Annotated in this window: 19 protein-coding genes; 7 read left to right on the forward strand and 12 right to left on the reverse strand. The window is 50.5% G+C overall.

Features of this window, described 5'->3' with window-relative positions; translation table 11 throughout:
- Nucleotides 1-108: 108 nt before the first annotated feature.
- A complete protein-coding gene (locus MRJ96_01630) occupies nt 109-1,518 on the reverse strand; it encodes a glutamate synthase subunit beta (protein MDR4500144.1) in 1,410 nt (469 codons plus the stop codon).
- Nucleotides 1,519-1,531: 13 nt separating this feature from the next.
- Nucleotides 1,532-6,085 carry a glutamate synthase large subunit gene (gltB, locus tag MRJ96_01635; protein MDR4500145.1) on the reverse strand — a complete coding sequence of 1,518 codons (4,554 nt, stop codon included), beginning with the start codon at nt 6,083-6,085 and terminating at the stop codon, nt 1,532-1,534.
- Between the two features lie 329 nt (nt 6,086-6,414).
- Between gltB and MRJ96_01640 the strand changes: the two genes are divergently transcribed.
- Both MRJ96_01640 and MRJ96_01645 read left to right on the forward strand, forming a co-directional pair.
- Nucleotides 6,415-7,422 carry a polyprenyl synthetase family protein gene (locus tag MRJ96_01640; protein ID MDR4500146.1) on the forward strand — a complete coding sequence of 336 codons (1,008 nt, stop codon included), beginning with the start codon at nt 6,415-6,417 and terminating at the stop codon, nt 7,420-7,422.
- Between the two features lie 290 nt (nt 7,423-7,712).
- Complete coding sequence (locus tag MRJ96_01645) at nt 7,713-11,267, forward strand: DEAD/DEAH box helicase (GenBank protein MDR4500147.1); 3,555 nt, start codon at nt 7,713-7,715, stop codon at nt 11,265-11,267.
- A gap of 440 nt (nt 11,268-11,707) precedes the next feature.
- Here MRJ96_01645 and MRJ96_01650 read toward each other — a convergent pair whose 3' ends face one another.
- The 7 genes from MRJ96_01650 to MRJ96_01680 all read right to left on the reverse strand — a co-directional run bounded on the left by MRJ96_01650 (nt 11,708) and on the right by MRJ96_01680 (nt 17,998).
- Nucleotides 11,708-12,139, reverse strand: a complete 432-nt coding sequence (locus tag MRJ96_01650; GenBank protein MDR4500148.1) for a hypothetical protein — start codon at nt 12,137-12,139, stop codon at nt 11,708-11,710.
- A 119-nt stretch (nt 12,140-12,258) separates the two neighbouring features.
- Nucleotides 12,259-13,263, reverse strand: coding sequence for a flippase-like domain-containing protein (locus tag MRJ96_01655; protein MDR4500149.1), 1,005 nt, complete (start codon nt 13,261-13,263; stop codon nt 12,259-12,261).
- Nucleotides 13,256-14,728: a CDP-alcohol phosphatidyltransferase family protein gene (locus MRJ96_01660; protein MDR4500150.1), complete on the reverse strand. Its 1,473-nt coding sequence runs from the start codon at nt 14,726-14,728 to the stop codon at nt 13,256-13,258. Before MRJ96_01660 ends, MRJ96_01655 begins: the two co-directional genes overlap by 8 nt.
- Nucleotides 14,729-14,790: 62 nt before the next feature.
- A complete protein-coding gene (locus tag MRJ96_01665) occupies nt 14,791-15,606 on the reverse strand; it encodes a phosphocholine cytidylyltransferase family protein (protein ID MDR4500151.1) in 816 nt (271 codons plus the stop codon).
- Nucleotides 15,603-16,697: an alanine--glyoxylate aminotransferase family protein gene (locus MRJ96_01670; GenBank protein MDR4500152.1), complete on the reverse strand. Its 1,095-nt coding sequence runs from the start codon at nt 16,695-16,697 to the stop codon at nt 15,603-15,605. Before MRJ96_01670 ends, MRJ96_01665 begins: the two co-directional genes overlap by 4 nt.
- Nucleotides 16,698-16,808: 111 nt before the next feature.
- Nucleotides 16,809-17,372 carry a thiamine pyrophosphate-dependent enzyme gene (locus tag MRJ96_01675; protein ID MDR4500153.1) on the reverse strand — a complete coding sequence of 188 codons (564 nt, stop codon included), beginning with the start codon at nt 17,370-17,372 and terminating at the stop codon, nt 16,809-16,811.
- Nucleotides 17,373-17,500: 128 nt separating this feature from the next.
- Nucleotides 17,501-17,998, reverse strand: a complete 498-nt coding sequence (locus MRJ96_01680; protein ID MDR4500154.1) for a hypothetical protein — start codon at nt 17,996-17,998, stop codon at nt 17,501-17,503.
- Between the two features lie 50 nt (nt 17,999-18,048).
- Here MRJ96_01680 and MRJ96_01685 point away from each other — a divergent pair, with 50 nt between their 5' ends.
- Together MRJ96_01685 and queF are read left to right on the forward strand one after the other, a co-directional pair.
- Nucleotides 18,049-18,192 (forward strand): hypothetical protein, encoded by a 144-nt coding sequence (locus MRJ96_01685; GenBank protein MDR4500155.1) that lies wholly within the window; start codon nt 18,049-18,051, stop codon nt 18,190-18,192.
- A 44-nt stretch (nt 18,193-18,236) separates the two neighbouring features.
- A complete protein-coding gene (queF, locus tag MRJ96_01690) occupies nt 18,237-18,641 on the forward strand; it encodes a preQ(1) synthase (protein MDR4500156.1) in 405 nt (134 codons plus the stop codon).
- A gap of 72 nt (nt 18,642-18,713) precedes the next feature.
- On the opposite strand, the gene MRJ96_01695 is transcribed toward queF, so the two are convergent.
- From MRJ96_01695 to MRJ96_01705, 3 genes are all read right to left on the reverse strand, one after another.
- Nucleotides 18,714-19,841, reverse strand: coding sequence for a DegT/DnrJ/EryC1/StrS family aminotransferase (locus MRJ96_01695; GenBank protein MDR4500157.1), 1,128 nt, complete (start codon nt 19,839-19,841; stop codon nt 18,714-18,716).
- Nucleotides 19,842-19,978: 137 nt separating this feature from the next.
- Complete coding sequence (locus MRJ96_01700) at nt 19,979-20,404, reverse strand: DedA family protein (GenBank protein ID MDR4500158.1); 426 nt, start codon at nt 20,402-20,404, stop codon at nt 19,979-19,981.
- A 5-nt stretch (nt 20,405-20,409) separates the two neighbouring features.
- A complete protein-coding gene (locus tag MRJ96_01705; protein ID MDR4500159.1) occupies nt 20,410-20,652 on the reverse strand; it encodes a DUF2835 domain-containing protein in 243 nt (80 codons plus the stop codon).
- A gap of 228 nt (nt 20,653-20,880) precedes the next feature.
- Here MRJ96_01705 and MRJ96_01710 point away from each other — a divergent pair, with 228 nt between their 5' ends.
- The 3 genes from MRJ96_01710 (at nt 20,881) to MRJ96_01720 (ending at nt 23,013) form a co-directional block, all read left to right on the forward strand.
- Entirely contained in the window at nt 20,881-21,690 is an 810-nt protein-coding gene (locus MRJ96_01710; GenBank protein ID MDR4500160.1) for a 3'(2'),5'-bisphosphate nucleotidase CysQ, read from the forward strand.
- Nucleotides 21,691-21,801: 111 nt separating this feature from the next.
- On the forward strand, nt 21,802-22,551 hold the full coding sequence (locus MRJ96_01715; protein ID MDR4500161.1) for a TSUP family transporter: 750 nt from the start codon (nt 21,802-21,804) through the stop codon (nt 22,549-22,551).
- 183 nt (nt 22,552-22,734) lie between these two features.
- The gene (locus tag MRJ96_01720; GenBank protein MDR4500162.1) at nt 22,735-23,013 is read left to right on the forward strand and encodes a peptidyl-prolyl cis-trans isomerase; all 279 of its coding nucleotides are present in this window, start codon (nt 22,735-22,737) and stop codon (nt 23,011-23,013) included.
- The last annotated feature ends 3 nt before the right edge of the window (nt 23,014-23,016 follow it).

Raw genomic sequence — 23,016 nt, forward strand, 5'->3', positions numbered from 1 at the left:
CGCGCTGCACCATCGCGGTGAAAGCAGCTCGCGGACCGATCCAAGACCAGCAGTCAAATTATACAAGAAAAGGAAAACGTCGGATGGAGAAATGAAGCCGTGATCGGCTCAAGAAGCCGTCGAATGTTGATTGGACATGAGATACTGGTGAATACCGGATGCCGCCTTTCGCCCTTCGGCAATCGCCCATACAATCAACGAGGCGCCTCGCTTCGTATCACCGGCAGCAAACACTCCATCAACACTTGTCATGAAGTTCTCATCGACTGTCACACAACCTCGAGCGTCACACTGAACGCCAAAGGCATCTAACAATCCTTGCTTCACAGGGCCGGTAAATCCCATCGCTAACAGGACGAGATCGGCATCCAATTCAAATTCAGAACCGGCAATAGGGGTAAACTTCCCATTCTCAAACTGAACTTTTTGCGCATGCAGTTTGGTCACCTGTCCCTCTCGACCAGAGAACCTGGTCGTTGAGACACTCCATTGACGGTCGCACCCTTCTTCATGCGCATGCGAGGTTCGCAATTGCATAGGCCACAGTGGCCAGGGCGTGGATTCCGCTCGGGAGGGAGGCGGCTCGGCTAGGAGTTCAAATTGATGCACTTCAGCACACCCATGGCGGTGCGCGGTTCCCAAACAATCCGATCCCGTATCGCCTCCGCCAATGATCACAACGCGTTTATCTTTGGCGGAAATGGCTTCTTCCACGATCGTATCACCCGCCACTCGCTTGTTCTGCTGCGTTAAATACTCCATCGCGAAGTGGACACCCTTTAACTCACGGCCTGGAACAGGCAAATCCCGAGCATGCTCGGCCCCGATCGTCAGCAGAACGGCATCAAAGTCGCTTTGAAGAGCCTGGACAGTCAGATCAACGCCGACATGAACATTCGTCTCAAAATCCACGCCTTCAACCCGCATTTGATCCAGCCGACGATCCAGCACCCACTTTTCCATCTTAAAATCCGGGATACCGTATCGAAGGAGGCCCCCGATTCGATCGGCTTTTTCATACACCGTGACACTATGGCCGGCTCTTGCAAGCTGTTGGGCCGCTGCCAGACCAGCGGGACCTGAGCCCACTACGACGACCTTCTTCCCCGTGGATACGATGGGTAGGATAGGCTCGATCCATCCTTCATCAAAACCCTTGTCAATGATATTCCACTCTATCACCCGTATCGACACTGGGTCCTGGTTTATGCCAAGCACACACGACGACTCACAGGGAGCCGGACACAGGCGTCCAGTAAATTCTGGGAAATTATTCGTGGTATGGAGGGCTTTCAACGCATCTTTCCATCGCCCCTTATAAACTAAATCATTCCACTCCGGGATAAGATTCACCACCGGACAGCCCGTCGAACTCTGACAAAAAGGAACGCCGCAATCCATACAACGCGCGCCTTGCTGCTCCAGACGATCTTCTGAAAAAGGCTCGTACAGCTCTTTCCAATCATGCACTCGTAACTCGACGGGACGCAGCTTGGGGCCCTCGCGAGCATATTTCATGAAACCTCTTGCATCAGCCACGACTAGCCATCTCCATTCCACGTTTCGCCTGCGCTTTTGCGAATGCGATTTTGCGTTCTTGTAACACACGCTTATAATCTCTGGGCATCACTTTCGTAAATTTGGGAAGCATCATGTCCCATGTCTCAAGAATCATCCGGCCTTTTCGACTTCCCGTGTACCTGACATGTGACTCGATCATCGTGCGAAGGGTTTGCATGTCATCAGGATGACTCACGTTTTCGAGCTCGACCATACCTTGATTACATTGATCTTGAAAAGAGCCATCTTCGTTGAGCACATACGCTTCGCCACCTGACATACCTGCAGCGAAATTCCTGCCGGTCTTTCCTAACACCACGACAACTCCACCGGTCATGTATTCACAACCATGATCACCGACCCCTTCGATAACGGCGCGAGCGCCACTGTTTCGGACCGCAAAACGTTCACCCGCCGTGCCATAAAAATACCCCTCCCCTCCTGTCGCACCGTAGAGAGATGTATTTCCGATCAAAATCGTTTCTTCCGGCACATAGGTCACGCCCTGAGGCGGCATTACGATGACTTTGCCTCCAGATAAACCTTTGCCAAGATAGTCGTTGGACTCTCCCTCTAAGCACAGGGTAATACCGGGGGATAAAAATGCTCCGAAGGACTGACCAGCCGATCCCGTAAATCGTATTGTAATAGTGTCTTCAGGCAAACCTGCGACACCATATTTCCTCGCTACATGACTCGAGAGCACCGTCCCCACCGTTCGATTGACATTACGGATAGGAAGGTCATGCGAAACTTTCTCCCCCGTTTCAAGGGCTGGACGGCAGAGTTCAATCAGTTGATTATCCAAGATGTTTGACAAGCCATGATCTTGTGCTTGCACGCAATAGGTCGGCACGGTGCCCTCAACATCGGGTTTCGTCAGGAGGGGCGACAGATCAAGACCATGGGCTTTCCAATGGTCAACTGCTCGTTGAACGCGCAACTTGTCGACGCGTCCGATCATCTCATTGACCGTTCGAAAGCCAAGTTTGGACATAAGTCCACGAATTTCCTCTGCCACAAAGAAGAAGTAATTCACGACATGATCGGGATGCCCGGCAAACTGCTTGCGTAATTCTGGGTCCTGAGTCGCCACACCAACGGGACAGGTATTGAGATGGCACTTCCGCATCATGATGCACCCCTCAACGATCAAGGGGGCTGTGGAAAACCCAAACTCTTCGGCACCAAGAAGCGCTGCAATCACCACATCACGACCTGTGCGCAGCTGTCCATCCGTTTCGACCTTGATTCGCCCTCGCAGGTTGTTCAAGACCAGGGTTTGATGTGTTTCAGCTAAGCCTAACTCCCAAGGAATTCCGGCATATTTGATCGAAGAAAGCGGAGAAGCTCCGGTGCCCCCGGAATCTCCACTGATGAGAACTTTATCGGCATGCGCTTTTGACACACCGGCAGCCACGGTTCCCACTCCGACTTCGGAAACAAGTTTCACAGAAATCGCCGCTTCAGGATTTGAATTTTTCAAATCGAAGATCAACTGTGCAAGATCTTCGATCGAGTAGATGTCATGGTGGGGAGGCGGAGAAATCAATTGAACCCCAGGAGTTGAGTAGCGCAAGGTGGCGATGACTTCATCAACCTTATGCCCTGGCAATTGTCCCCCTTCCCCGGGTTTTGCGCCCTGAGCCATCTTTATCTGCAATTCTTTGGCATTCACGAGATAATGGGCCGTCACACCAAAACGTCCTGATGCGACTTGTTTGATATAAGAGTTTTTGGAATCGCCATTTTCGAGGACCGTAAACCGTTCCGGATCTTCTCCACCTTCTCCGGTGTTGCTCTTGGCTCCCAGTCGATTCATCGCGATTGCGAGCGTTTCATGAGCTTCTTTGCTGATGGCCCCAAACGACATGGCCCCAGTCGTAAAGCGTTTGACGATCTCTTTCGCAGGCTCAACCTCATCTAAGGGCAACGGCTCTTGTGTGAATTTAAAATCAAAGAGTCCTCGCAACGTCGATCGCCGCTTTTGCTCTTCATTCACGAGCGTCGAGAACTCTTCGAACGTTTTGGCGTCGTTCGTCCTCGTGGAATGCTGAAGCTTATAAATCACCTCCGGATTCCAATTATGATGTTCGCCCTGAATGCGATAGTGAATTTCCCCTCCGAAATCAAGCTGACGAACCGGCACAGGTTGATACGCGAGCGAATGCCTTCGCAACGTCTCCTCCCCGATTTCCCTGATGCCGATGCCGCCTATGCGCGAGGCTGTTCCTGTAAAATAATGATCGACCAATTTCTGATGTAACCCTAAGGCCTCGAAGATTTGCGCACCACAGTACGATTGCAGCGTTGAAATGCCCATCTTCGAGAAAATTTTCAATAGTCCTTTATTGACGGCTTTCACAAACTTGCCTTCGGCCGTCTGCGAGTCCACCCCTTCTGGGAAATAGCCTTCCCGCTCCAAATCGACCAGGGATTCGAACACCAGATAAGGATTCACCGCTCCCGCGCCGTAACCGATCAAACAGGCGAAGTGATGAACATCCCGGGGCTCTCCCGTTTCCAGAATCAACCCGACCTCGGTACGGGTCTCTTGCCTGATGAGATGGTGATGAACCGCCGAGACACCCAGCAGACTGGGAATCGGCGCCCATTCTTCGTCCACGCCTCTGTCGCTCAAGATCAGAAATTTTTCACCTTCCTGAATGGCCTTTGAGGCTTCCTCGCAGAGTTGATCCAAAGCGAGAGCCAACCCTTCGGGCCCTTCGGCCACTCGAAATTTCAGCGACAGCGTTTTACTCTTAAAGTTCGGATCGCGGAAATCTCGAATCTTTTGCAGTTCGGCGTTGGTCAAAATCGGCTGCTGCAATTTAATGCGACGACAGGCTTCTGGTACTTCGGCAATGACATTCGGCTTCGGACCAATGTTGGTCACCAACGACATCACCAAATGCTCTCGAATCGGGTCGATCGGAGGATTCGTGACTTGCGCGAACAACTGCTTGAAATATTTGAAAAGGAGTTGAGGCCTTTGCGACAGGACAGCCAGGGGCGTGTCGGTACCCATAGAGGAAATGGGCTCTTCGCCGTTGACGGCCATCGGCATCAACACCATTTTCAATTCTTCGACGGTATACCCAAAGGCCTGCTGTCGCAGACGTAAGGTCGGATGATCAGGCTGAGGCACGTTAAACGGCTCCGGCAACTCATCCAGAGACACGCGATGCTGCGTCAACCACTGCCGATAGGGCTTTCGCTTGACGATATCTGCTTTGATTTCTTCGTCATCGATAATGCGTCCCTGTTCAGTATCAACGATAAACATCCGGCCCGGTTGCAGACGCCCTTTCAACCGAATGTTTTTCGGGTTTTCCGGAAGCACACCAGCCTCCGAGGCCAGTACGACCACATCATCTTTAGTCACATGATAACGGCAGGGCCGCAGACCATTGCGATCTAACGTCGCCCCGACAAGCTTTCCATCCGTAAAACAGACTGCCGCGGGACCATCCCACGGTTCCATCATCGCCGCGTGATATTCATAAAACCCTCGACGATCTAGGTCCATTTTCGGATTGCCGACCCAGGGTTCCGGGATCAACATCATCATGACGTGAGGAAGGGGACGGCCAGCCATGACCAAAAACTCAATCGCATTATCCAAACATGCCGAATCACTTTGGGTTTCGTCATCCGTTATCGGGAATAATTTCTTGAGATCATCCCCGAATAATTCAGAGGCCAGGCGACCCTGTCGAGCCCTCATCCAGTTGACGTTCCCTTTCAACGTATTGATCTCACCATTGTGAACCATGAAACGATAGGGATGGGCTAAAGACCAAGTTGGGAAGGTATTGGTGCTGAAGCGAGAATGCACGAGCGCCAAGGCCGAGATCAGCGTTGGATCAGCCAAGTCAGGGTAGAATTCAGCCACTTGCTGCGGTAACAACATACCTTTATAAACAATCGTGTTCCCAGAAAGACTACAAACATACACATGGTCGCGATCTGCGATGGCCGACTCTCGTATTGCCCGTGTAATACGTTTTCTGATGACATAGAGTTTCCGCTCGAACTGCGCTTCATTGAGGAGATCACGCGCGATGAAAAATTGTCGGATGACTGGAAGTGTGGTTCTGGCCTGATCCCCGATTTTTTCTTCTTTGGCCGGAACATCCCGCCATCCTAAGAATTCCTGCCCCTCTTCTTGAACGATTGTTTCCATCAACATTTCACATTGTCGCCGTGATTTTTCATCTTGTGGAAGATAAACCATCCCGACCCCATAACCTCCGGCCTGAGGCAGCTGAATTCCGAGATCCGTACAGGCGCGTTGAAAAAATTGATGGGGAATTTGAAGAAGTATTCCAGCACCATCTCCCGTGCAGGGGTCACAGCCCTGCGCTCCGCGGTGGAAGAGGTTTTCGAGAATTCGAAGACCGTCTTGCACGATACTATGGGACTTGACGCCTTTGATATGCGCGACAAGTCCGACGCCACAACCATCTTTTTCATACGCTGGGTTATACAGACCCTGTGAAGGAGGAAAACCTGGATATGCCATATCTCTTATAATGTCCTCATCATGCTTGGCACACAAAAAACATTGAAAACGTTGGCTGTCTTAGCTGATAGAGTAAAGAAATCCCTTCCTCCATGAGTGAGGATTTCACGATATCTCACTCTACCATTGACAAGGGTGACAAGGGAAAGATCGAGAAAAAGCTCTTGAAAATTAAGGGATTAGATTAATTGAAGCATTCTCGGCCTGTCAAGTTACCCGATCGGCCCTCTTCCGAGAATCAAACTCAAGGCAATGGACAACAACAAGGGCATCAATTACGATCGAAATTTGCTTGACAATCATACGGATACCTCCTAGTATCGCCGGCCATGAATACTAATAGTCATGCCCTTCACAATCTCGCGCATATGACGGATGTTTGGGATGCCTACCGTGAAGAACTCGATGAAGTTGAGTCGCAAATCCTTAAGAATCTCAACTCTGAAGCCTCGTTAATCAACACCATCGCCAACCAGATCATGGCGAGTGGCGGGAAACGCATACGCCCTCTTCTTCTCATTTTAAGTGGCCATCTTTGCGGGTATGTCCAGAAGAAATACCTTCAGCTTGGCAGTTTGATCGAGTACATCCACACGGCGACCCTGCTGCATGATGATGTGTTGGATGAAGCAGACCTTCGTCGAGGAGAGAAAACCGCTCGATGTATTTGGGGCAATCACGCCAGTATTCTCGTCGGTGATTATCTCTATTCACAAGCCATGACCCAGATTGCGGCATTTCACAATCACGGGTTCAACGAGGCCTTGGCCGATGCCTGTCGAAAGATGACGGAGGGTGAGGTCCTGCAATTATGCGCCAATAGCCGGCCTGAAATCACCGAACCCGAATACCTGCAAATCGTGGAGTACAAGACAGCTACGCTTGTGGCGGCTTCATGTAAAATCGGGGCTGCGATAGGAGGCGGGACGGCGGCCGAGCAGGCAGCGCTCTACCGTTTTGGGCTAAATCTCGGCATGGCGTTTCAACTCACCGATGACTGTCTGGATTATTCCGCTGATGGTGTACGACTCGGAAAGACCCTTGGAAAAGATATACGGCAAGGCATGGTCACGCTTCCCCTCCTGCATTTGTTCCAGAATTGCGAGGATGACCTGCGCCATTGGATTAAAGGAAAAGTACAAAGTCGGGCCATTGATGAAAACGAATTGACCAGCATTCTCCGGTTGATGCAGGAGAACGGCTCGTTAACCTACGCTTCGCAACGAGCGGAAGAATACGTCAAAGCCGCCAGCCTGGACCTCGAACCATTTGGAGACGGCATGGCGAAACGGTCCTTGGCCATCGTTTCACAATACATGGTCAACCGCGACCAATAGAGGGAAACGTACGGGGCCATTTCCCGACACTATCGTTCATCTCACCGCGATGCCGTTCATGGCACGCATTCGCTTCGGTTGACAGCACCAAAACGCAACTCTTCCCATTAGTCAATTGACGATCATCCTTTCGTACGCATTGACGTGGGAAAGACTTTCTTGTCATGGTCCCAGCAGTCACACGAACTTCACCAAAACCACCGGCTGCCTATTTTGGGCTATGAGCCGTGGCCGTATCATCATGGTTGCGATCAATTCACGCCGATTACGACATATCAGGATAAGTCAGTATGTCCGATGAACCACCATATCTTCTCCAAAAGCTCAAGGCATTACCGCCCAATCATCTGTATGCCTTAGCTCCCAAGGACTATATCCTTCGAGGGTACGACTACTATTCACGCGAACGCCTCGAGTCATATCGTTGGAATGCAGACTACACCGTGTTAACGGCGTACGTACGAGGCAGTCAACAATATGCAGTCCAATTATCCGAACAGGGTGCAGGACTCCAGTATACGTGTACCTGTCCGGCTTGGTCTTCCAGCAATCACTGTAAGCACGTTATCTGTGCACTTCTCACCACTATTAATATCTTATCGCCTGAAACTTTTTCGCTGCCGGGCAACACCTCCGCGCATCGCGACAAGTTGCAAGAACGTTTACTACCTCACGCATCATTATCCTCCGCTCATCTCTCGCTAGACCACGGTGCTTCACACTTTGAAGTCGTGCTCTCCGATCATGAGAAGTCGGCAAGTCTTACGATTCAAAAACAAGGCGTGCCATGCCGTTCGTTTTACGGCATCCCGACTGAGCTAACCTTATTAATGCGTGGAACGCTGGATCCCGCCTGGATGGCTCATGAGAACTTCTTAGGCTACCTGGAACAACATGGCAATGCCCATCAACTTATCTTTGCCACACCGGAAGAACGCATACCCCTCACTTGGCGACCCTCACTCCACTACCGATCTGCGACAGAACTTGACCTAAAGGGAGACCAGATTGAAGTCTCAGCACGCTGCCTTTTGCACGGAGCCGTCCAGGAACACGCTCGCCCCTTTCAACGTTTGATCGTCAACCTCGAAGCACAAACGATTTCCCCGCTAGAGGATTCGCATGGATGGGACACCTATACACTCATAGGAAACGTCCTTGAGGAAGAACGGTGGTTGAGGCCTCGCGACTCGCGTCCTCCTCGGACTCCACCACGCATACAACGAGATGCCTACAATCCTGCTTCAGATGTCCTGACTTTCGGGTCACGCTCCCAAGCAGAACGATTGTGCATATCATTGGAGATCTTCAATCGGCTTCATCTTAATTTTATCAGCCAAACAGAAGTCTACCGGGATCTCATCTTAAAGGTCCGCGGAAAGACCGTCTCCTCGTCCGAGTTCACAAAAGCGGAGCACCGACACCCCCCTCTCACCTATCGCCTCAGTATTCTTTCCTACGACGACGAAAGAGCCCCCATCCAAGCCAACCTACGAGAACCACTGGCTCTCCTGCAGCCGGAAGTGCGTCTCGGCTCACAAAACCTTGAGCCCCATGCGTCGACCTTTCAGGCTATTCCATTCATTGAACAAGCACGGGAGCTTCCTCCAGCCTTTCGGTCGCAAAAACGCAAGACCATCATGTGGAAAACGTTTTTTCAACTGCTCGGCACCACCGGATCGACCGAAGCCCATCGTCTCATTAACAATGCGATGTCAGCCGACGAATTTCAGGCCTATGCCATCAAATCTGAAGCCAAGCATATCCTCAAGGAATGGCACGCCGCATATCGAGAAGAAGACTTTCGATTGGCGTGTACCACTGAACAGTGGCATCTCATTTCCAATGAAAAAGCTCAACAAGCCCTCCTCTATGCCATTCCGTATGAAATTTTTGGCCACCGTCTATTTAAAAATATGATCCGACACGATCAGATGTCGCTGCCTCATGCCACGCTCCATGCACAGCTTCCAGATCTTCATGCCAAACTTCTGGCAGCAGGCATTGAACTGCGCTACCACGACAAACCAATCCTCACATCCAAATGGGAATTTTCCGTTACCGCACAACGACCTCCGGATATCGATTGGTTTGAAATCCGACCGGAAATCACATGCGATGGGGTTGTCGTATCAGAATCGACATGGCGTGACGCAATTCAAAAGGGAACGGTTTCCGAGACCGATGAAGGCATTCGAATCGTCGACGTGAACGCGATGGAAGTCCTCCGCTCCATTTTCTCCCTCTTGCCCGGATCGAAACCCGGCAAAGACAAGCACAAAAAGCCTTCTGTGGTCCGGGTGCCCACCTTGCAAATCCTCGACTGGATCGTGTTACGGAAACATGGAGTCAACATCGTCCTTCCCAAGGACGATGAGGCCATCTTCGAACGGTTGTTGAATTTCGAGAAGATCGAGACTATCCCCCTACCTCAACACCTCCAGATTCAGCTTCGTACCTACCAAACACGGGGCTATCAATGGCTTAGTTTTCTCTACCAACATCGTTTTGGCGCATGTCTGGCCGATGATATGGGTCTGGGAAAAACCTTACAAGCGATTAGCTTATTGGCAGGTATTCATGAAGGCCTGATGCCTAACGAGTCATCCTCAGCCAAGCCACCCGGTCCTCATCTTATCGTTCTGCCCCCAACGTTACTCTTCAATTGGGAACATGAAATCACGAGATTTTACCCCACATTCCGAATTCGATGGTACAGCGGAAAGGAACGATCGACGGATTTCACGGATTGTGACATCGTGCTCACCACCTACGGCATTGTTCGACGGGATATCGAGATACTTGCAAAGCATGTCTTTCATGTGATCATTTTTGACGAAGCGCAGGCCGTCAAAAACATCACGGCTCACTCGACCGGCGCCGCGAGACGATTGAACGGCAGGTTCAAACTGGCGATGACCGGCACGCCCCTTGAAAACCACCTTGGGGAATACTATTCCATCATCGACCTGTGTCTGCCCGGCCTACTCGGCGAGTACGATGACTTTCGGTCTCAGATGAAATCGCACGAACCTCCGATGCTTGAGCAACTTCTACGACGGACAAAACCTTTCGTCCTTAGACGCACAAAAGCCGAAACTCTTCAAGAACTCCCACCGAAAATCGAAACGGATGTCTACCTTGACCTGACCGATCGACAAAAATCTCTGTACCAACACACCGTGGCCCAGATTCGGCCAACCATCGAAGACGCCTATCGCACGAAAACCACCGCGCAAGCCCGCGTTATCGCATTGACCGCCATCTTAAAACTCCGGCAAATCTGCCTTTCACCCAAGCTGCTTCAACCGACAAGTACCGAGTCATCCCCAAAAATTACCTGCTTGTTGGATCGTTTGCATGAATTGTTAGACGAAGGGCACAGCGCGCTCGTCTTTTCTCAGTTCACGTCGTTTCTCGACCTGGTTGAGCAGGAGTTTCAATCCCATCACCTTCCCTATAGTCGCCTGGATGGTTCCACTCCCACAAAAACCCGCAAAACACTCGTGCAAAATTTCCAAGAAGATCCCCAGCCATCGGTATTTCTGTTAAGCCTGAAGGCTGGAGGACAAGGCCTGAATCTCACCAAAGCGTCGTATGTTTTTCATCTGGACCCATGGTGGAACCCGGCCGTCGAGAATCAGGCTTCGGACCGCGCTCATCGGATCGGCCAGCAACAACAGGTTTCCATCATGCGATTCTTGATGCATCACACGATCGAAGAAAAAATGATGGAACTGAAACAACACAAGCTGGCGCTCTACGACGCCATCATGGAAGGCTCCACGCAACGCGGAGCCGGTGCCGGTATCACCAAAGAAGACTTTGATTTTTTATTGAGCTGACAGATTCACATCGAGGCAGCAGATTCGAATGCTGTGCCTTATGCCTGTCGATCGGTGCATTCCGCCTAATGTCCCGGCAAACCGAATACGTGGGCATATGCAACAGCAAAGGTGCACAGTCCGATTCCATATCCAACAGCTAGCCCGACGTATTCTAAAAATAATGTGCCTAGATTTAACGTGGTTTCGCCTGTTGTTTCAGAAATACTCTCAGCGAAGAAGCTATGTTTCAAGGAGCTTCCCAAAGAAGGATTTCTTGCTTCCCACACATGTCCATATCAGAGTTCGGGCAGATCACACAGACGGGCCCACCTACACGTGAGCGTTTTGATGAAAGAAGGCTATTGATGGGAGCAATCGGCTCGCACAACAGGGAAGATTCAAGAAAGAATATTGAGCAGGTAGGAGAACTATAAGATTGAAGGACTAAGAAGAAAGAGTTACTCGGGCATCGCGATCACCCCGCCTTCGAGATCCATATCAATCCCATTCAGTTCCATTTTATTCCCAACCCGCCACCATTCAGGGGTAACTTCGGACAATGTGCCTTTTGACGTATAAAACTTGGCCTGCCCAACCGTCAGCGGCTTGTTTTTTTCGGCCTTGAGTTCAATGACGACATTCTTCAGGGTCGTATCCACGATTTTCAGACCTTCCGGGTCGGTCGTGAGCTCGAAACGATCCCCTTCGTTCAAAGTCCAAACATTTTTTTCTAGTTTAGCCACTTGCGTTCCCGTAGGCATGTACATCTCCATAGTCAGAAGTACGGATGCCTGATCTTCTCCCAGTTCAATGCGAACATGTTCGTGTCCATGCGCCGTCACGATCCCATTGGTATTTCGGAGCACATTTGAGCCGATCATAATATCCACGATAGCTTCTCCTTACTCTGTATGAATGACATGCTTGAGGTCAGGGACTGATTGTGCCAGCCGACCAAACATGAATCAACTCTGTAATGTTCTGCCACGGGTTCACAGGGTAACCCATATTATCTGGTCTCGGACGGAGGGGTATCATTTTCAACAATTTCGCCGCGACCTTTCAGGAGTACCAGACAGAAAAGCCCGATGCCAATCCACAAAATTTCACGTAAACGACGGATTAACGCGAACGTAATACCTGTCACTTCGGGATAGCCATAGGCCAGCAGCAGCAAGACATAGCCGCCTTCTTGAGCGCCCAAACTACCAGGAATGAAGAAGGTGCTGCCTTTGATGAACACCGTCAACGCGGCAATGGACACCGACGTGAGGATATCAACCGGAACATCTAAAAAGTACAAGATGGCATAGACTTCTAATGTTTCCAACATCCAGGCGAGAAAAAATGTGGCCAACGCCACATAGAATGTCCGGCGATGGTGCGTATAAAAACGGCGAATGGTGGAATCCAGTTCTTCCAGTGCCGCGCGGCGTGTTTCTAAAAATGTCAACCGGATACGACACGCATTCAATACTCGAAGACATCCCATCGCCAGTCCATAACGCTGGATCAGCATGAACAAGGCCAGCCCAAACGCCAGCAATCCCACGCTCACCAGAGCAGCGAGGAGATAATGTTCAGACGCCCCGAGAATCCAAAACGCCAGCCCGATCCCCACTAAAATAAACAAGACCTGAGCAATGGTCATCGTCGTCTTAGCTGTCACGACAGAGGCCAGCCCTTCCACAAATGGCACGCCATAGGGCTTGAGGAGGTAGGCCTTGAGCGGTTCACCTCCCACGTATGCTGCCGGAGTGGTCACGTTCACGCTCTCACCGGCCATTCGAATGGCAAAGAGCTGAGCGAACCCGACCCGTCGAGCATGATCACCGAGCGTCAGCCGCCAACCCACGGCTTCAAAGCCATAGACCAGAATCATAGGGGAGAGAATAATCACGAGCGGCACAGGGCCTAGTTGAGAGGCGGTCCGGAGAATGGAGTCCGGTCCGATGTGCCAGACGATTCCAGTCAGGACAACCAGACCAAATACCAGAAAGATGAGTTTAAGCACGAGGGAGAAGGGATTGACGGAGAACCCATCCCAATGCAGCGATAAAAACCCAGGCCCCGAACGCAGCGATCAATAAAAACCAACCCAGTATGTTGAAACATGCAAACGCGAGAATAATGACTGAAAAATCGCGATTGGTCACGTTGCTTAATAAAAACTCTATCCGTGAGCGCGTGGACTCATCAAGACGCTGCAACTCCTGAGGCCGGGAACGAAGGAAACGAGCGCGATTCACGAGCCATAACGAAACCATGTTTGCCACGACGGCACATAACCCAAGCCATAACGGCAAGCTCATGCCTTCCCACGGCCCGTGCAAATAAGCTCCTGACGCAATACCTGCAAAAATAGCCATATGCACGACGTTATCCGCCCAAATATCTAACTCCTGGCCAAACCGAGACTCCGAGAAAGTCAACCGGGCCACCTCTCCGTCACAGCAGTCAATGATAACCGACAATTGAAACAGCAATGCGCCGATGACCCCAAGTTGGTACGATCCGACCGCAAAAAACCCTGCAGCGATTAACCCCAACACCATAGAGACCATGGTAATCATGTTGGGAGTTAACCCCAATTTCAAGAAAAGCCTCGTGAAAATTCCTGAAAATTTCCGATTGACGTATCGATCCACCAAGCCATCCATCCCGCCCTTTAACGACTGGAGCGACTGATACAGACTCCGTTCAGCAATCTGAACGCCATGGGGACCACGAACATCACGAAATTGAGAAGAAGCTGTTGGCACAGGTTGAATGATGCCTTCGATGGCCGCCTGCTCTAACGCTAATCGTAGAGGATTGCATCCACGAGTATGCAAAACCCCTGACACTCCAAGCAGTCGAGATGGAAGCATGACCATATCTCCAGCAGTAAAAGACGCGGTTTGCCGAATGAATTCCGTCGATTTCTTCACCCCTTCATCAGGGTGGTCAAGAAACACCACTGGAGTGTTGAGGGTTTCGGGATTCGCCTCCTCCTGGAACACAACCCCAGGATTGTCCGTATGTTGATTTTCTTTTGCCCGGCCAACGACCAAAAGGGCCCGCCCGTCAGTTCCCACCATTCGTAGGGATTGAACAAGGGATGTTGAAAAGACCGTCTGACATCCGATGATCAAACAGGAACCTTTCACTTCACCGGCTAAGGCCTCCCAGGTTTGCGGATCGGTCGGTGGAAACTCGCGAATAGGCAGCCAGCGAATCGCGGCCTGAATTCGACCATCTTCTTGGATCATCGCTCGGAGGCGTTTTTCTTCTGTCCCGGCCAACACCCAAATCTGAGAAATTCCCGCTCGCTGTAAGGTCAGGATTGCGCGCTGAAATAACGTTAGCCCGCCGACTGTCGTTAAAGCACTCGGATCACCAACCTTCGGAGATTCTCCCAGATTAAACACCCCGGAAGAGGTCAGCAAAATGGCTGTATCAATGACACTTGTAGCCGGTTTGTTAAGTGTTCCATCCATCGTTAATCGTTAACGGTATCTCATCTTTATCGTCACCGCGACGCTTCAGACCTGAAATTCATTCATGATACTTCTATGGGTTGTTCCACTGAATCCTGTTCGTCATTCTTCGACTTAGACTTCGATTTAGGCTGTAGCGCAGGGATACTGCCGACGCCCAAAATTTCAGGCAATACTTCCTGCTCGGCTCGTTGCACATCGGCGGGGAAGTCAATTTCGACCCAGGGAAGCCCTCCTATCCGTTCAAACCCGACTTGGACATTGTTAAAAAAGTCCTGGAGCCCATCTTCATACTCGCTATCCAGCCGTTCGGCCAGAATTGATCGGTGAATGGAGCCAACCAATGTATCTTTGCAGCTTTTGCTCACCTTTAAAAAACCGACCCCCTCTCCGGCAAAATCATATGCTGGTGGTAGCTGCTTACTGAGCTTGATCACGCGATTGCCTTGAATAGCGACCATGCATTCCTCGGTTTCTTGTGTCACCGTTTCATCCACCAACAGAGCATTGGGGTAGGACGATTCGACCAGCCGTCGAAGTATAGCGGGATGATACAGAACATCGGCATCCATGATGACGACATCGTCATCGATCGCATGTCTGGCTTCCCAAAAAGAGGTAATGCTTCCTCGTGTGTACTGAGGATTCACCACGAAATGCACCGTTCCGGGAAAATCTAACGCATCAACTGTTTGCCGGATCGTCTCTTGTTCATACCCAACGACGATCGTGACCTGCCTGATCCCCAAAGAGGTGAAATTTTCCAGATGACGGGCGAGCAACGATTTTCCCCCGATATGTATGAGGCACTTCGGCAACCCATCGGCCGCAGCCCCCAATCGTTTGCCAACACCAGCGGCTAATATAATCGCTTTCACGAGAGCACACTATTTTTCTGTAATATTCTCTCGAACGCTTCCAAGAACCCTGTGATGTCTTTTTCCGATAATGCCCCAATATTCGCCACACGAAAAATTTGTGATTCCAATTGTCCCTGACCGGCATAGATCACATAGCCTTCTTGTTTCAATTGATCATGAAGCGTCGAGTAGGAGACACCGGCAGGAAGGTAAAAGGCCGTCAAGGTATTCGACTGAAATTCAGGAGAAAGGACGGCCTTGATGCCCAACGCCGCCATACGCTCACGGATCATGGTCGCGTAGCCCAGAAAACGCGCGCATCGATTGGCAACCCCCTCTTCCAACAGCTCATCAAGGGCCTCTCGGAAAGCATAGTAAACCTGAACCGCCGGGGTAAAGGGAATACTACCACGCTCTTGCTCTTCATAATAATTCGCCAGATTCAGGTACCAATTCCGTTTCGGATATTTCATGATGCGGTCCATGAACCCCTTTCTGACGATCACGAAGGCCACACCGGGAAATCCCTGTATACATTTTTGAGCAGCGCTGGCTACCAGATACATGTGTGGCGTCACGATATCCAACGCTTCTCCCCCGAGTCCACTGACAGAATCCAGGAGGAAAACACGATTTTGCGCGTCCGCGATTTCCGCGATTTTTTCTGCGGGATTCATGAAGCCTAGCGTCGTTTCATGGTGAACCATGGCGACCGTATGAACTTCTTTATGCTGCCGCAATGCCAGCAAAACCTTCTCAGGATCAGGAGCCTGTCCCCAATCCAAGCGCATTTCAACGGCCCCAAGTCGTTGAGTGCCCGCCATATTCCACAGCCGCTGTCCATAGACACCATTGATAATGACCATGATCCGTTTCCCTTGCGGCAAACTGGACAGTAAGGCTGCCTCGACCGCTGCCGTCCCAGAACCGGTTAATAGGATAGCGGTATAGTCAGCTTCACTACCGGGAACAAAGGCTTGCAGTAACTTCTGCCGTATGGCAGCCAATAGTTCGGCGCATTCTGATTCTCGATGGCAAATGTCGGGCTCTGAGAGCGCGCGTCGCACGCGCTCGGACACATTTACAGGACCGGGATTGAGTAGAATCATCGTATTCCGTTCGTGATGCGTAAAACGTGAGTCGTCAAACGTCAGAATTGAAGAATCAGAAAAGCGCCCGACATTTTTCGCATGGTCATCATCACGCCTTCCTGCTTATTCCTACGAACCGCTCACCCTGGCTTTAAACCGACGGGTGATGTCGGCAGGCTCGATAGCCACACGATCCGCATCTTCAATCTGTTCGTTGACTTTGATTAAAAGGAAATTCGGGCCTTCACTATCCAACATATCTTTAAACTCATACACGATATCCTCACGCTCTCTGACGCGCTCGACATTGTGATAGCCGGCCGCCTTCGCTACCTTGTCGAGACTGACGAGCCGTGAATACGTTGGTTGATTGCCCGTCGTCCCATAGACTTCATTATCGAACACAACATGCACGAGATTTTTGGGCTTCAACGCGCCGATCGTCGCCAACGTTCCCATACTCATCAACACGTTTCCGTCTCCGTCAAAGACCACGACGGTTTTCTCTGGCCGAGCCAGCGCCAGCCCCAACCCGATACCTGCCGCGGCTCCCATCGACCCGATCATATAAAAATTCTCGTCACGCTCCCGCAACTTATGAGCCTCACGAGATGGAAACCCATTACAAATGATCAACGGTTGCTCGGTTATCAACTCTAACATCGCGCTCATGGCCTGGGCGCGACTCTGCATCACCCCCTCTTCGGGACCGATCATCTCACAACCTGCCTTGGATTATTGATCGACGAGATCTATGCGTTTTTCTTCGGCTATTTTTCATGTCTCACCCCTCGAACCATTCATTCCTCACGATTCCTGTCTTACGGTTGCACCGTCTTGACAATGCCTTTCTTCAATAGCAAAGCCAAGGGTATTCGCTGTTCCATGAACGTCTGCGCCGTCCACCGCAAATCCTCGACAACACTCTCTTCGGATACTGTGCGATGAGGAATTTTTACCGTATCCAACAATTGCGTCATCGTTTGCCCCATGACCAGATGCTCTGGCGCATCTTTTCCCTCAAACCCCCGCCAGGAAATCAACAAAACACAAGGAATTTGATAGATCAGATTCAATGACTCCAGAACGTTTAGAGCATTGCCCAATCCTGAGTTCTGCATCAGAACGGCTGGAATCTTCCCACCCAAATAGGCCCCGGCAGCCATGGCAACAGCTTCATCTTCCCGAACGGCAGGAGTATACAGACGCTTTTCGGTCAGATCGGCGATAATTCCACCAAGAATCGTATCTGGCACGCCTGTAAAGAAATCTAGCCCAATATCTTGCAAAGCTCTGACAAAATCATCGCTGTCGATCATAGTTTTCTGAAGACTGAAGTTTGTAACAAATTTGATGAACGGACGGACTCATGTACACAAGAATGTACATCAAAAAAGGAATGGCTGGCTTAGAAGAACAGCCAGCCAATTCGAGCAGTGATTATACCGAAGGAAGCGAGCTTTCTCAACAAACTCACCAAGAGTTGTTGCGAGAATTTGCCGGAAGAGAGTAGACTAAACGTTCAATGTTCTGAATGACTTACAAGGAAATCATGAGATGAAATCGAATCGTTCCAAAGCATCGACACGCTACACTGATCAGCACGCCAAAAGCGGTGTACGGACCAAGCTGCCTGCCATCGACACATGGCCGAATCAGTACCAGGGGTATGAAATCACGATTGAAGTACCGGAATATACCGCGATCTGTCCAAAAACAGGCTTGCCTGACTTTGGCACCATCATAATCAGTTACGTTCCCGACCAATCCTGCCTCGAGCTCAAGTCACTCAAAGAATACATTCATGCCTACCGCAACCTCGGCATTTTCTATGAAAATGCCGTCAACCGGATTTTGGCTGATCTCGTCAAAGCCTGTCACCCCGTCTCTGCGACTGTCACGGGAAAATTCACGGCACGCGGTGGACTGAGTAGTACTATTCAGGCGACGTATCCGGAGTGACTATGCAGACCGGAGGGAGCCAGAAAGAGCTAAGAAGAAAAAGCCAGCCCCAGGATCTGACGGATGGTCACGTCAATTCGTGTCGGAAATCTCAAAAAACTCTTTGATCATTCTGACGACATAGCTAAGTTGTTCAGAAGAGAGTTCCGGATAGATAGGAAGTGAGAGTACTTCATGGGCTGTCTGTTCGGAAACGGGAAATTGCCCCTTCTCATAGCCCAAGACTTGGTAGCATTCCTGAAGGTGAAGCGGAACGGGATAATAGATTTTATTCCCGATGCCTTGTTTGGTGAGGTACGCGCTCAGCTGATCGCGTTGTGTGGTCCGAATCGTGTATTGATTAAACACATGATAATTCGACGTGGCGGCGACAGGAAGAGTAACTCTGTCCAGGAGTCCTGCCTCCTGAAACAAACGTGCATATTCCTGGGCATTGCTTCGTCGTTTTTCTGTCCATTCGTCAAGGTATGGTAGTTTCGATTGAAGGACGGCAGCCTGCAGGGCGTCAAGACGGCTATTCATGCCAATCAAATGATGATGGTAATCGGATCGACTGCCATGCACGCGCAACGCGCGTAGCCGGTCAGCAATCTTTTCATCGTGTGTCGTCACGATTCCCCCATCTCCAAATCCGCCAAGATTCTTCGAGGGGAAAAAGCTAAAACACCCTGTTGTGCCAAACCCGCCTGCTCGCACGCCATTCCTCGCGGCTCCTATCGCCTGACAAGCGTCTTCGATCACCGGGATGTCATACTCGGCAGCGACGGCAGAAATTTTCTCCATTTCCGCACATTGTCCGAAGAGATGCACGGGAATAATCGCCTTTGTCCGGCTCGTTATTTTAGCCACAAGCTGATCGGCATCGAGGTTAAAGCTGGTCGCCTGGATATCGACAAACACCGGAGTCGCCCCCAACCGTGAAATCACTCCAGCCGTCGAAAAAAACGTAAATGGCACGGTGATGACCTCGTCTCCCGGCCTCACATCCAACGCCACCAGAGATAGAAGCAACGCATCGCTGCCGGAGGCCACCCCGACAGCATGGCCAGTCCCGACATATTTCCCGAGCACTTGCTCGAATTGCTCGACACGAGGCCCAAGGACAAACCCTTGATCATCACAGACTTCCTCGATCGTACCCAAGAGCTCTCGACGAATCGGTTGAAACTGCAATTTCAAGTCAAGAAGAGGAACCTTCATGTGATCCTTTCCAGTGCCCATATTTGCACAAGTTTGATTGGCCCAAGCCCGACACCTAAGACGCTAGGACTCTTTCTCCGACAAAACCTGACTGGACTGGGCATTCAGTCACTTGACTCCCGTCCCATCTTACGACATTAGGACAACAGGGCAACAATCACGGCATATCTGAGAGCTTTCCCGAATCCTATAAACATCAGCGCAACAATCCCACGGATACGCAACCACCCTGCGGCCACACATAGGGGATCGCCAATGACCGGAACCCATGACAAGAGTAAGAGAGGATTTCCCCATCGTTGAACCCGTTCAACAGCTTGACGATGACGAACCTTAACCAGACCCGAAACAGGATACCGCCAGCTCAACAACCATCCGATGGCCCAGGAACTCATGCCTCCTAATGTATTGCCTGCCGTCGCGACTCCGCACAACACCCAGGGATTATGGTTTTGCTGGGCGACTAAAACTGCGAGAACAACTTCTGAGCCCCCAGGAAACAGCGTCGATGAAATAAACGCGCTCAGGAAAAGTCCGCCAAGAGAATAGTCCGCCGCCGACATGAATGTTACGAAGCTGGCCCATCGGACGTACGCTCAATGGATATGAATTTCTTATTGCCATCATACGTAATAAAGAAAGATCCAACAACACCCTGTTGGGTCATGAATGGACGTAACACCCGAGCGGGGAATCGCACTCGGCGTCCATCCGATGCTCGTGCCACCACATCATCGACCATACCTTCGTAATAAGCTAAAAAACGGTGAGGAGGTAAATTGAGTTGAACACGAATCTTTGACATTGCCATGAGCATGTCATAAAAACATTATCAGATAGGATACGGACGATCCTCAGATGAACGCCAGACGTTTTTGACATGGCAAGGGAAAGGACACAATAAAATCTTACCCTTTTCGAAAGGTTAGGACAATCCTCCATGATCACTCTCTTTGACGAATGGACAATTCGCGACTATAGTCAAAAGAGGGTAGACCGATCATTGATCATTGATCAATGACCATTGACATCGAACACCATGACACATTCTCAATACCACATTCTGCATAGTCGCGGCGAAGTCACGTTCCTTGACTCCGTCGTCCGTGAAGCCGGACAACGGGTCTTAGAACTGATACGTGAAGGCTTTGAAGTCATGATCAAGCCGGACTCATCTCAAGTCACGACGGCTGATTTAGCCGTTGATCAGCTTCTCAAAGACCATGTGCACAAAGCGTATCCACAAGACGGTTGGTTATCGGAAGAATCGCCCGATGACCGTCAGCGACTCAAAAAAACCCGTGTATGGATTCTCGATCCTATTGACGGCACACGAAACTTCATCTCTCAGATTCCTCAATATGCGATTTCCATGGCTCTTGTCGAGGATGAAGAACCCGTTATTGGGATGATTTTCAATCCGGCCACCGATGAGATGTTTTTGGCGATGAAAGATGACGGGGCCTTTTTCAACGAGCAGCCCATCTCCGGAAAATCCACCTCATCCGAACGAGTAACCTGTTTAGCCAACCTCTCGAACAATCAACGCCGGCGGCTTCAAGAACTCGCACCCACGATTGAAGTTCAACCCTTTGGCTCTATTGCATGTGCCCTAGCACTTCAAGCCGCCGGACGCGCGGACATCATGCTGAACCCAGGCAACCAAAATGAATGGGATATCGCGGCCGGAGTGCTGATGATCCAGGAGGCAGGCGGCATCGTTCATGATCGGCATGGACAACCGATACGCTTCAATCAGCCCACTCCAACCACTCAAGGCGTCATCGCCACCCGTCCAGACCTCACAGAGACCGTTGAAAGATTACTTGATATACTCGACGCCACATGACCTCACCTCCTAGGGTATGACCCGCTGAAGTCTGGCCCTTGAGCAGCTTCGTTCATCTCTACGTCTCATGTGTATCACTAGGGTCAATACCTCCAAGACACCGCCCGAATCATGGTCCATACCCTTCTCAACTTCAATACGATCGAACTCCTTCTTGTAGGCTTTCTCTTTATCTGGACAGGGTTCGTTCGAAGCGGACTCGGATTTGGCGGAGCCGCGCTCGGCCTGCCTCTCATGCTTTTTCTGCATGACCAACCGCTCTTTTGGTTGCCAATCATCGGAACACATCTGCTCTTTTTCTCCGCCCTGACTCTTCGCACCCGTCTCCATAATGTGAACTGGAATTATCTGCGAAAGACCAGTTTCGTGATCCTGCCCACAACATTGATGGGCGTACTGGGTCTGATCTCACTGCCCACAACATGGCTCCTCATCTTTATCTATACCGTCTCTTTGGGATACGGGCTGATGTGGCTTCTCAACATGACTATCACGAGTCATGAGTACTGGAGCGATACCATCTTGCTGGCATTAGGAGGCTATGTGGCGGGCACCTCATTGACCGGTGGGCCGCTCATGGTGGCGGTCGCCATGAAAAATGTCACACCTGCCCAACTACGCAATACATTATACGTGCTCTGGTTTACCATCGTGACAATCAAGATGAGCACTTTTGTGGCACTGAGAATAGAGCTGCACCTTTTCACCGCCCTCACACTTCTTCCTGTGGCGGCTATCGGCCACCTGATCGGACTCAAGTTTCATGATGAGATCTTAAAACATGATCGACAATTCAGACAGGTCGTTGGCGGAGTGCTAACCCTCATCAGCGGACTAGGGTTATTCAACAAATTTGTGTAGCGACACGACTCAAGCCAGTATCAACCTCTTGTCAAGAACCGCTACTCATAAACCGGGGAATAGATACGTTCCCATTTGACACCCCTTTGCTTCTTTGATAATTTTCGCGTCAGTCTAGAGTAAGGAAAAACCGCTACATTCGTTCCTGCTCTACTATAATTTTCCGGTGATGAAGGAGTACGTATGGAGTGGAGAGCCAGTCATATCTTAGTAAAAGAAAAAAGCTTAGCAGACGATATTCGAAAACGCCTGAAAAGCGGAGGAAAATTCGGCGAATTGGCGAAAGAGTTTTCGACCTGCCCGAGTAAGTCCAAGAGTGGAGATCTAGGCTGGTTTGGTCCTGGGAAAATGGTGAAAACGTTTGAAGATGCAGTCAAGCGTATGAGTCACGGAAGTATCAGCAATGTCGTGAAAACCCAATTCGGGTACCACATCATCAAAAAAACCGGTCAAAAGGATTAAGGG

The organism is Nitrospirales bacterium, from assembly GCA_031315865.1.
In the GTDB taxonomy this organism is placed as follows: Bacteria; Nitrospirota; Nitrospiria; order Nitrospirales; family UBA8639; genus JAGQKC01.

What these genes read in the sequence shown, in the direction of transcription:
- MRJ96_01630 (MDR4500144.1), bottom strand. Translation starts at nt 1,518, where the DNA reads ATGAAATATGCTCGCGAGGGCCCCAAGCTGCGTCCCGTCGAGTTACGA.
- gltB (MDR4500145.1), bottom strand. Translation starts at nt 6,085, where the DNA reads ATGGCATATCCAGGTTTTCCTCCTTCACAGGGTCTGTATAACCCAGCG.
- MRJ96_01640 (MDR4500146.1), top strand. Translation starts at nt 6,415, where the DNA reads ATGAATACTAATAGTCATGCCCTTCACAATCTCGCGCATATGACGGAT.
- MRJ96_01645 (MDR4500147.1), top strand. Translation starts at nt 7,713, where the DNA reads ATGTCCGATGAACCACCATATCTTCTCCAAAAGCTCAAGGCATTACCG.
- MRJ96_01660 (MDR4500150.1), bottom strand. Translation starts at nt 14,728, where the DNA reads ATGGATGGAACACTTAACAAACCGGCTACAAGTGTCATTGATACAGCC.
- MRJ96_01670 (MDR4500152.1), bottom strand. Translation starts at nt 16,697, where the DNA reads ATGATTCTACTCAATCCCGGTCCTGTAAATGTGTCCGAGCGCGTGCGA.
- MRJ96_01675 (MDR4500153.1), bottom strand. Translation starts at nt 17,372, where the DNA reads ATGCAGAGTCGCGCCCAGGCCATGAGCGCGATGTTAGAGTTGATAACC.
- MRJ96_01680 (MDR4500154.1), bottom strand. Translation starts at nt 17,998, where the DNA reads ATGATCGACAGCGATGATTTTGTCAGAGCTTTGCAAGATATTGGGCTA.
- MRJ96_01685 (MDR4500155.1), top strand. Translation starts at nt 18,049, where the DNA reads ATGTACACAAGAATGTACATCAAAAAAGGAATGGCTGGCTTAGAAGAA.
- queF (MDR4500156.1), top strand. Translation starts at nt 18,237, where the DNA reads ATGAAATCGAATCGTTCCAAAGCATCGACACGCTACACTGATCAGCAC.
- MRJ96_01695 (MDR4500157.1), bottom strand. Translation starts at nt 19,841, where the DNA reads ATGAAGGTTCCTCTTCTTGACTTGAAATTGCAGTTTCAACCGATTCGT.
- MRJ96_01700 (MDR4500158.1), bottom strand. Translation starts at nt 20,404, where the DNA reads ATGTCGGCGGCGGACTATTCTCTTGGCGGACTTTTCCTGAGCGCGTTT.
- MRJ96_01705 (MDR4500159.1), bottom strand. Translation starts at nt 20,652, where the DNA reads ATGGCAATGTCAAAGATTCGTGTTCAACTCAATTTACCTCCTCACCGT.
- MRJ96_01710 (MDR4500160.1), top strand. Translation starts at nt 20,881, where the DNA reads ATGACACATTCTCAATACCACATTCTGCATAGTCGCGGCGAAGTCACG.
- MRJ96_01715 (MDR4500161.1), top strand. Translation starts at nt 21,802, where the DNA reads ATGGTCCATACCCTTCTCAACTTCAATACGATCGAACTCCTTCTTGTA.
- MRJ96_01720 (MDR4500162.1), top strand. Translation starts at nt 22,735, where the DNA reads ATGGAGTGGAGAGCCAGTCATATCTTAGTAAAAGAAAAAAGCTTAGCA.